Annotated in this window: 7 protein-coding genes; 2 read left to right on the top strand and 5 right to left on the bottom strand. The window is 66.8% G+C overall.

Features of this window, described 5'->3' with window-relative positions; all coding sequences use genetic code 11:
- Window positions 1-302 precede the first annotated feature (302 nt).
- The gene (locus R3355_RS24130; RefSeq protein WP_318951463.1) at window positions 303-1,121 is read left to right on the top strand and encodes a helix-turn-helix transcriptional regulator; all 819 of its coding nucleotides are present in this window, start codon (window positions 303-305) and stop codon (window positions 1,119-1,121) included.
- 46 nt (window positions 1,122-1,167) lie between these two features.
- Here the strand turns inward: R3355_RS24130 and R3355_RS24135 are convergent, their stop codons facing one another.
- From R3355_RS24135 to R3355_RS24145, 3 genes are read right to left on the bottom strand one after another with little or no spacing between them, the layout of a single operon-like run.
- The gene (locus tag R3355_RS24135; protein ID WP_318963664.1) at window positions 1,168-1,872 is read right to left on the bottom strand and encodes a GNAT family protein; all 705 of its coding nucleotides are present in this window, start codon (window positions 1,870-1,872) and stop codon (window positions 1,168-1,170) included.
- 13 nt (window positions 1,873-1,885) lie between these two features.
- Complete coding sequence (locus R3355_RS24140; protein ID WP_318963665.1) at window positions 1,886-2,329, bottom strand: GNAT family N-acetyltransferase; 444 nt, start codon at window positions 2,327-2,329, stop codon at window positions 1,886-1,888.
- 18 nt (window positions 2,330-2,347) lie between these two features.
- Complete coding sequence (locus R3355_RS24145; RefSeq protein ID WP_318963667.1) at window positions 2,348-2,980, bottom strand: FMN-binding negative transcriptional regulator; 633 nt, start codon at window positions 2,978-2,980, stop codon at window positions 2,348-2,350.
- 94 nt (window positions 2,981-3,074) lie between these two features.
- Here R3355_RS24145 and R3355_RS24150 point away from each other — a divergent pair, with 94 nt between their 5' ends.
- Complete coding sequence (locus R3355_RS24150) at window positions 3,075-4,532, top strand: PLP-dependent aminotransferase family protein (protein ID WP_413243563.1); 1,458 nt, start codon at window positions 3,075-3,077, stop codon at window positions 4,530-4,532.
- Window positions 4,533-4,666: 134 nt separating this feature from the next.
- Here the strand turns inward: R3355_RS24150 and R3355_RS24155 are convergent, their stop codons facing one another.
- Window positions 4,667-5,422: a transporter substrate-binding domain-containing protein gene (locus tag R3355_RS24155; RefSeq protein ID WP_318963670.1), complete on the bottom strand. Its 756-nt coding sequence runs from the start codon at window positions 5,420-5,422 to the stop codon at window positions 4,667-4,669.
- A 106-nt stretch (window positions 5,423-5,528) separates the two neighbouring features.
- On the bottom strand, window positions 5,529-6,231 hold a 703-nt coding region (locus tag R3355_RS24160; protein WP_318963671.1), incomplete at its 5' end, for an alanine:cation symporter family protein.

Genomic DNA, 6,231 nt, shown 5'->3' on the forward strand with positions numbered 1-6,231 from the left:
CCTCGCTGAAGATACGGAACATGCTGCCGAAGTAGCGGAACTGGACGAAGCGCGAGGCGATGGTGAAGTACAGACCGAGGCCGATCAGCATCACGATCAGCAGCTTGCTCCAGATCAGGTCATTGAGAATATCGAGCATGGCGGGAGGGTCTCTCTCTCTTGTTGTTGGGGAAAAATTCAGCGTCAGCATGTGGCCTGGGAATGGTTGGCCAGACGCGCTCGTCATGCAATTTCGCGGGTGGCGGCGACCTGATGCGAGTTGATGCTACAATCGCGTCGCTCGCGCCAAGAGGAACTGCAGCATGTCGGATTACCTGGGGTCCAATCTCAAGCTGCTGTGCAGCCACTACCGCTCGATTGCCGAGGTCTGTCGCAAGCTGGCGATCAACCGCGCGCAGTTCAACAAATACCTCAGCGGCCAGAGCCGGCCGACAGCGCACAACCTCAAGCGCATCTGCGATTTCTTCGGCGTCGAGGCCTATGAGCTGAACCTGCCGGGCGAGCAATTCGCCCACCTGATCGGCGCGCGCGGCAGTGGCCTGGAGCAGCAAGCCGGCGGCGATCCGCTGCTGGAGTTGCTGCAGCCGCTGCGTGAGTTCGCCAGCAGCCTGTCGCGCTACTGCGGTTATTACTTCGAGTACGCCAACTGCATGTCGGTGCCCGGGCAGATCCTGCTGTCGCTGGTGCAGCTGCGCGAAGAGCGCGGCAGCTACCTGTTCGAGCGCCAGGAGCGCCAGGAACCGTCGCGCGCCGTCAGCGCCAAGGACGAGGAGTGGGTGCGCTGTCGCTACCTGGGTGCGGCCTTCTACCTGCAGGACCGGCTGTTCCTGATCGACTACGAGTCGCTGACCGGCAACGAAATGAGCCAGACCATCCTGATCCCCAGCTTCAAGAGCCGCATCAGTCGCCTCAACGGTTTGAAGACCGGGGTCTCCAGCGGCGACCTGCGCACCCCGGCCTGCACCCGGGTGGTCTGGGAGTTCCTCGGCAGCGAGATCAACCGGGTCAACGCCTATCGCCAGGCGATGCTTTACGATCCGGACGATCCGCGGATCGATGCCGACATCCGTCAGCGCCTGGCGGGTGCGCATATTCGTGATGGTCTGTTCGAGATCGAGTAGCTGTCAGCCCGCGTAGGGTGCACCGCGTCACGGCTGAACTAGGGGGTCAGGCCGTTGCGGGTGGCGCGGCGGCAGGCGCTTCGCGCAGTGCTTCCAGGCGTTGCTTCTGCCGCCCCTCGGCGTCGAAGTTGTCGCTGGCCAGCCAGCGCTCGAAGGCATCGCGGCGTGCCGGCCATTCGCTGTCGAGGATGGCAAACCATGCGGTGTCGCGGTTACGTCCCTTGACCACCATATGCTGGCGAAACAGGCCTTCGTAGATAAAACCGAGGCGTTCGGCGGCGCGTAGGGAGCGGGCGTTGCACGCATTGCACTTCCACTCCAGGCGACGGTAGCCGAGATCGTCGAAGGCGTGCCGGGCCAGCAGCCAGACCGCCTCGGTGGAGCCCGGTGTGCGCTGCATGGCCTGGCCGAAGGCGATATGGCCGATCTCGATGCTGCCGTCCCTGGACGTGATGCGCAGATAGCTCAGCAGCCCAACGGCCCGGCCGCGGGTCAGGTCGATCACGCTGAAGAACAGCGGATCCTGGCTTTGCGCATTGCCGGCCAGCCAGGCGTCGAAGGGCGCGCGGCTGGCGAAGGGGCCATAGGCCAGATAGTCCCACAGCGCCGGGTCCGGACCTTGCAGGGCCAGCCAGAGGTCATCGCCGTGGCGCGCGGCATCCAGCGGCTCCAGGCGCACGAAGCGGCCAGCCAGTGGCTGGCGTTGCGGGACAGGGCGGGGCTGCCAGTTGGACAGGTCATGCTGGGTCATGGTGGCGCTCCGTTCAGAAAATCTTGCGGTACTGGACGAAGCCCGGGCGCTCGGCGATGCGCTCGTAGAGCTGCATAGCGTCGCTATTGCTCTCGTGGGTCAGCCAGTGCACCCGTGCGGCGCCGGCGGCCCGGGCCTCGGCGTAGACGTGTTCGATCAGCCGCCGGCCGATGCCGTCGCCGCGGCGGCCCTCGGCGACGAACAGGTCCTGCAGGTAGCAGTAGTCGCCGCGGGTCCAGCAGCTGCGGTGGAAGATCCAGTGCACCAGGCCCAGGGCCTGGCCGTCGCGCCAGGCCAGGGCCGCATGCATGGGTTCGGCCGGATCGAGGAAGCGCTGCCAGGTCAGGGCGCTGGTCGCGGCGGGCAGCTCGCTCTGGTAGAAGTCCAGGTAGCCCTGCCAGAGCGGCAGCCAGGCCGCGTGGTCGGCGGCGCTGACGGGGCGGATTTCGATAGGCATGGTTCTTCCTCGTGCGGGTTAGTGATCGGCGTTTATCCGCCCGGCCAGTTCGCGGTCGCGGCTGTCGACGCTGGCGGCCAGGCCCGCGTGCACCCCGGCTTGGTCGGCGGCGCTGCGGTTCTGCCCGAGCTTCCATTTACCCTGCAGGTGCTCGATGGGCAGGGCGAAGCCGACGATGGCGCGCAGCATGCCGTCGATATAGTCGCGCGGCGCCTCCCTGACCGCCCAGGGCTGGGCGCGTCCGGCCTCATGGCGCGCGCTCAGGCGGCTGACCAGTTGCAGCAGGCGCTCGGCATCGTCGAACACGCCGGCGCGGCCCCGGGCATGCACGGCGATGTAGTTCCAGGTCGGCACCACCTTGCCGTGCTCGGCCTTGGCGGCGTACCAGCTGGGGCTGATATAGGCCTCGGGGCCCTGGAAGACCACCAGTGCCTCGGCGCCGTCCGCCAGGTCGCGCCACTGCGGGTTGGCTCTGGCGAAGTGGCCGTAGAGGGTGCCGAACCGGCCTTCGCCGGGCTCCAGGAGCAGCGGCAGGTGGCTGGCCTGCAGGCCACTCGGGCCCTGGCTGACCAACGTGGCCAGGCGACAGTCGAGGATTTGCTGGTGCAGGGCGGCGAGATCGTCCTGGCGAAAGGCGGCGGGGCTATACATGGGCAGGCTCCTGGGTGATGCGGCCATGCTAGGCAGGATATTGGTCTGTTGTAAGATCCACTTCTTGCGACTTTTATAGAGCCAATCCATGTCACTGCCTGCGCCGCTTCCCGTCGATCTCTCCGGCATCTGCCTCGACCCGGCCCAGGGCCTGGCGCGCCAGCTGTACCAGGCCCTGCGCGAACGCATTCTCGATGGTCGCCTGGGCGGCGGCACGCGCCTGCCGGCCAGCCGTGACCTCGCCGGCCTGCTGGGGATTTCCCGCAACACCGTGACTCGCGCCTTCGACCAGCTATATGCCGAGGGCTATGTGGCGGGCCGCGTCGGTGCCGGCACCTATGTCGCCGAGCTGGCCGCGGTGGTGCGCGCGCCTGCAGCGACTGGCACGCCGCCAGCCAGCCCGGCCATGCAGCGCCTGCAGCGGCACCATCTGGCTGCGCCGCTGGAAGGCGCGCCGCGGGCCTTTCGCGTCGGTGTGCCGGCCTTCGACCTGTTCCCCTTCGAGACCTGGGCGCGCCTCAGCGCGCGCTTCTGGCGCAAGCCGTCGGCGGCGCGCCTGGGCTATGGCGACCCGGCCGGTGACGCACAGCTGCGCGAGCTGATTGCCGCCTACCTGCGCAACAGCCGCGGCCTGCACTGCGATCCGGCGCAGATCCTGGTGACCTGCGGCGCGCAGCAGGCCATCAGCCTGTGCGCCCAGTTGCTGGTCGAGCCAGGCGACCGGGTGGCGATCGAGAACCCCGGCTACCGCGCCGCCGGCCATGCCTTCGCCGTGGCCGGCGCGCAGTTGGCGGGTATCCCGGTGGATGGCGAAGGGTTGGATACCGCGGCGCTGGAGCAGGCGGGACACTGCCGTCTGGCCTATGTCACGCCCTCGCACCAGTACCCAACCGGGGTCACCCTGTCGCTGGCGCGGCGCCTGGAGCTGCTGGACTGGGCCGAGCGCCACGACAGCTGGATAGTCGAGGACGACTACGATGGCGAGTACCGCTACAGCGGCACGCCCCTGGCGCCGCTGGCCGCCCTCGACCGCCAGGGCCGGGTGCTCTATGTCGGCACCTTCTGCAAGATCGCCTTCCCGGCGCTGCGCCTGGGCTACCTGGTGCTGCCGCCGGCCCTGGTCGAATCTTTCTCCCGCCGGCGCGCCCTGGACATGCGCCATTCGGAGATCGGTAGCCAGGCGGTGATGGCCGAATTTATCGCCGCCGGCCACTTTCAGCGACATATCCGCCGTATGCGCGGCGCCGCGCGCAGTCGCCGGGATGCCCTGCTGGCCGGCTGGCCGCAGAATGTGCCCGGCTGTGCGCCGTTGCCGGTGGTGGAGGCCGGCCTGCACCTGTGCGTGCGGGTGGCCAGCCTGGCGCGCGAACGCACACTGATTGCTGCGGCGGCCGGTGCGGGGGTGGAGTTGAATGCTCTCAGCGACTACTGGCTGGCGGACAGCGCGCTGCCTGCGGATCGCCGAGCGGGGCTGGTGCTGGGCTTCGCCGCCGTGCCCGAGGCGCGCATCGCCCAGGCCTTGCAGGCGCTGCGCAAGGCCTGGGGCATCTAGTCTGCTGCCTCTATTGTTTCGATGACACCGGTTCGTAGGGTGCGCACGACCTAGGCGGCCCCGCGCACCCTACACAGGCTGGCCGCAGCTGCTTGAGCAATGATTGTTGCAAGACAGCACACTAGCGGCCCGGCTCAGCACAGCTCCGGGTTTTTCGCGCAGCTGCCATAGCCTTCGCTGCGCATCTGCTCGAGCGCCGTTTGCAGGCGCTCGATCACTTCATCCGGGGTGTCTTTGTTGAGTGCCAGATAGAGCTGTGAGGTCTCAAAACTCAAGACCGTGCTCAGGCCGCTGACGCCTTGCTCCTTGGCGTAGACCCGCCAGACCGGGTCGGACGTGGCCCACAGGTCGATCTGCCCGCGCTGCAGCTTGCGCAGGTTTTCCTGATCGCGCAGGGCATTCTGCGGGGCAAAGCCCAGGCGCTCCAGGTGTTGGCTGACCGCGGCGCTCTGGTAGGCGCCGATGCGATAGGCCTTGGCCTGCTCCAGGTTGTCCAGGCGCGGGGCGCTAGCATCGAGGCCGACCAACACGCTTTCATACTGGGCGATAGGCCCGACCCATTTGAACAAGGGGCGCCGCGCCTCGCTCAGCGAGGTGGAAAACAGCCCGTGATTGGGCGTTTCCAGGGTCTGTTTATAGATCCTTGCCCAGGGAAAACGCAGGGTCAGGCTGTAGTCGATGCCGGCGCGCTTGAACATCTCACGCACGATATCGGCACTGAGGCCTTGGATATTCTCATTGCGGGCGAAGTTCTTGTTGTTCACCGCCATGTTGAACGGCGGAAAATTCTCGGTGAGCAGTATCACCCGGTAATCCCGTGGCAACTCGGCGTGAACGAAGGAGGCGAACAGCAGGCCAAGCAACAGATGTAGCGGGAAATAACGGCGCATGGTCGATCACTCCTGTGTAGCGCAGGTGCCCGTGCCAGCCTCTTGGCCGCACAAGCACCCATGACCCAACGAAAGCCGCCCGGAACAGCGTCCGGGCGGCACAGGCTCAGCGGTGGTGCAGGACGTTGGTCGGCACGCTGGCGCCGATGGAGGGCACCTTCAGCGGCGGCGTCGCCTCTGGCCAGGCCTCTGGGTCGAGGTCCAGGTCGGCGAACTGTTTCGGGTCGAAGACCGGCGACTCTACACCCGCCTTGATCTGACCGTCGTAGTCGCGCATCAGGCGCAGGCCGACCTTGAACAGCAGAGCCAGGGCGATCAGGTTGGCGATGGCCAGCAGGCCCATGGTCACGTCGGCGAAGGCGAACACCGTACCCAGGTCCTGCAGCGAACCCCAGAGTACCAGGCCGATCACCAGCACGCGGTAGGCCTGTACCAGCCAGCGCTTTTCGCTGAAGAAGCCCAGGGCGTTTTCGCCGAGGTAGTAGTTGTAGATCAGGGTGGTGAAGACGAACAGCAGCAAGGCGATACTGATGAATACCCGGCCCCACTCGCCGACCACACTGGCCATGGCGGTCTGGGTCAGGATCACGCCGGACACTTCCATGCCCGGCTGGTAGACGCCGGAGAGCAGGATGATCAGCGCGGTGCAGCTGCACAGGATCATGGTATCGATGAACACGCTGAGCGATTGCACGATGCCCTGGGCGACCGGGTGCTTGACCTCGGCCACGGCGGCGACGTTGGGCGCGCTGCCCAGGCCGGCTTCGTTGGAGAACAGGCCGCGCTTGACGCCCATGATGATGGCCGCA

This window comes from Pseudomonas sp. (assembly GCF_033723075.1).
GTDB lineage: Bacteria > Pseudomonadota > Gammaproteobacteria > Pseudomonadales > Pseudomonadaceae > Aquipseudomonas.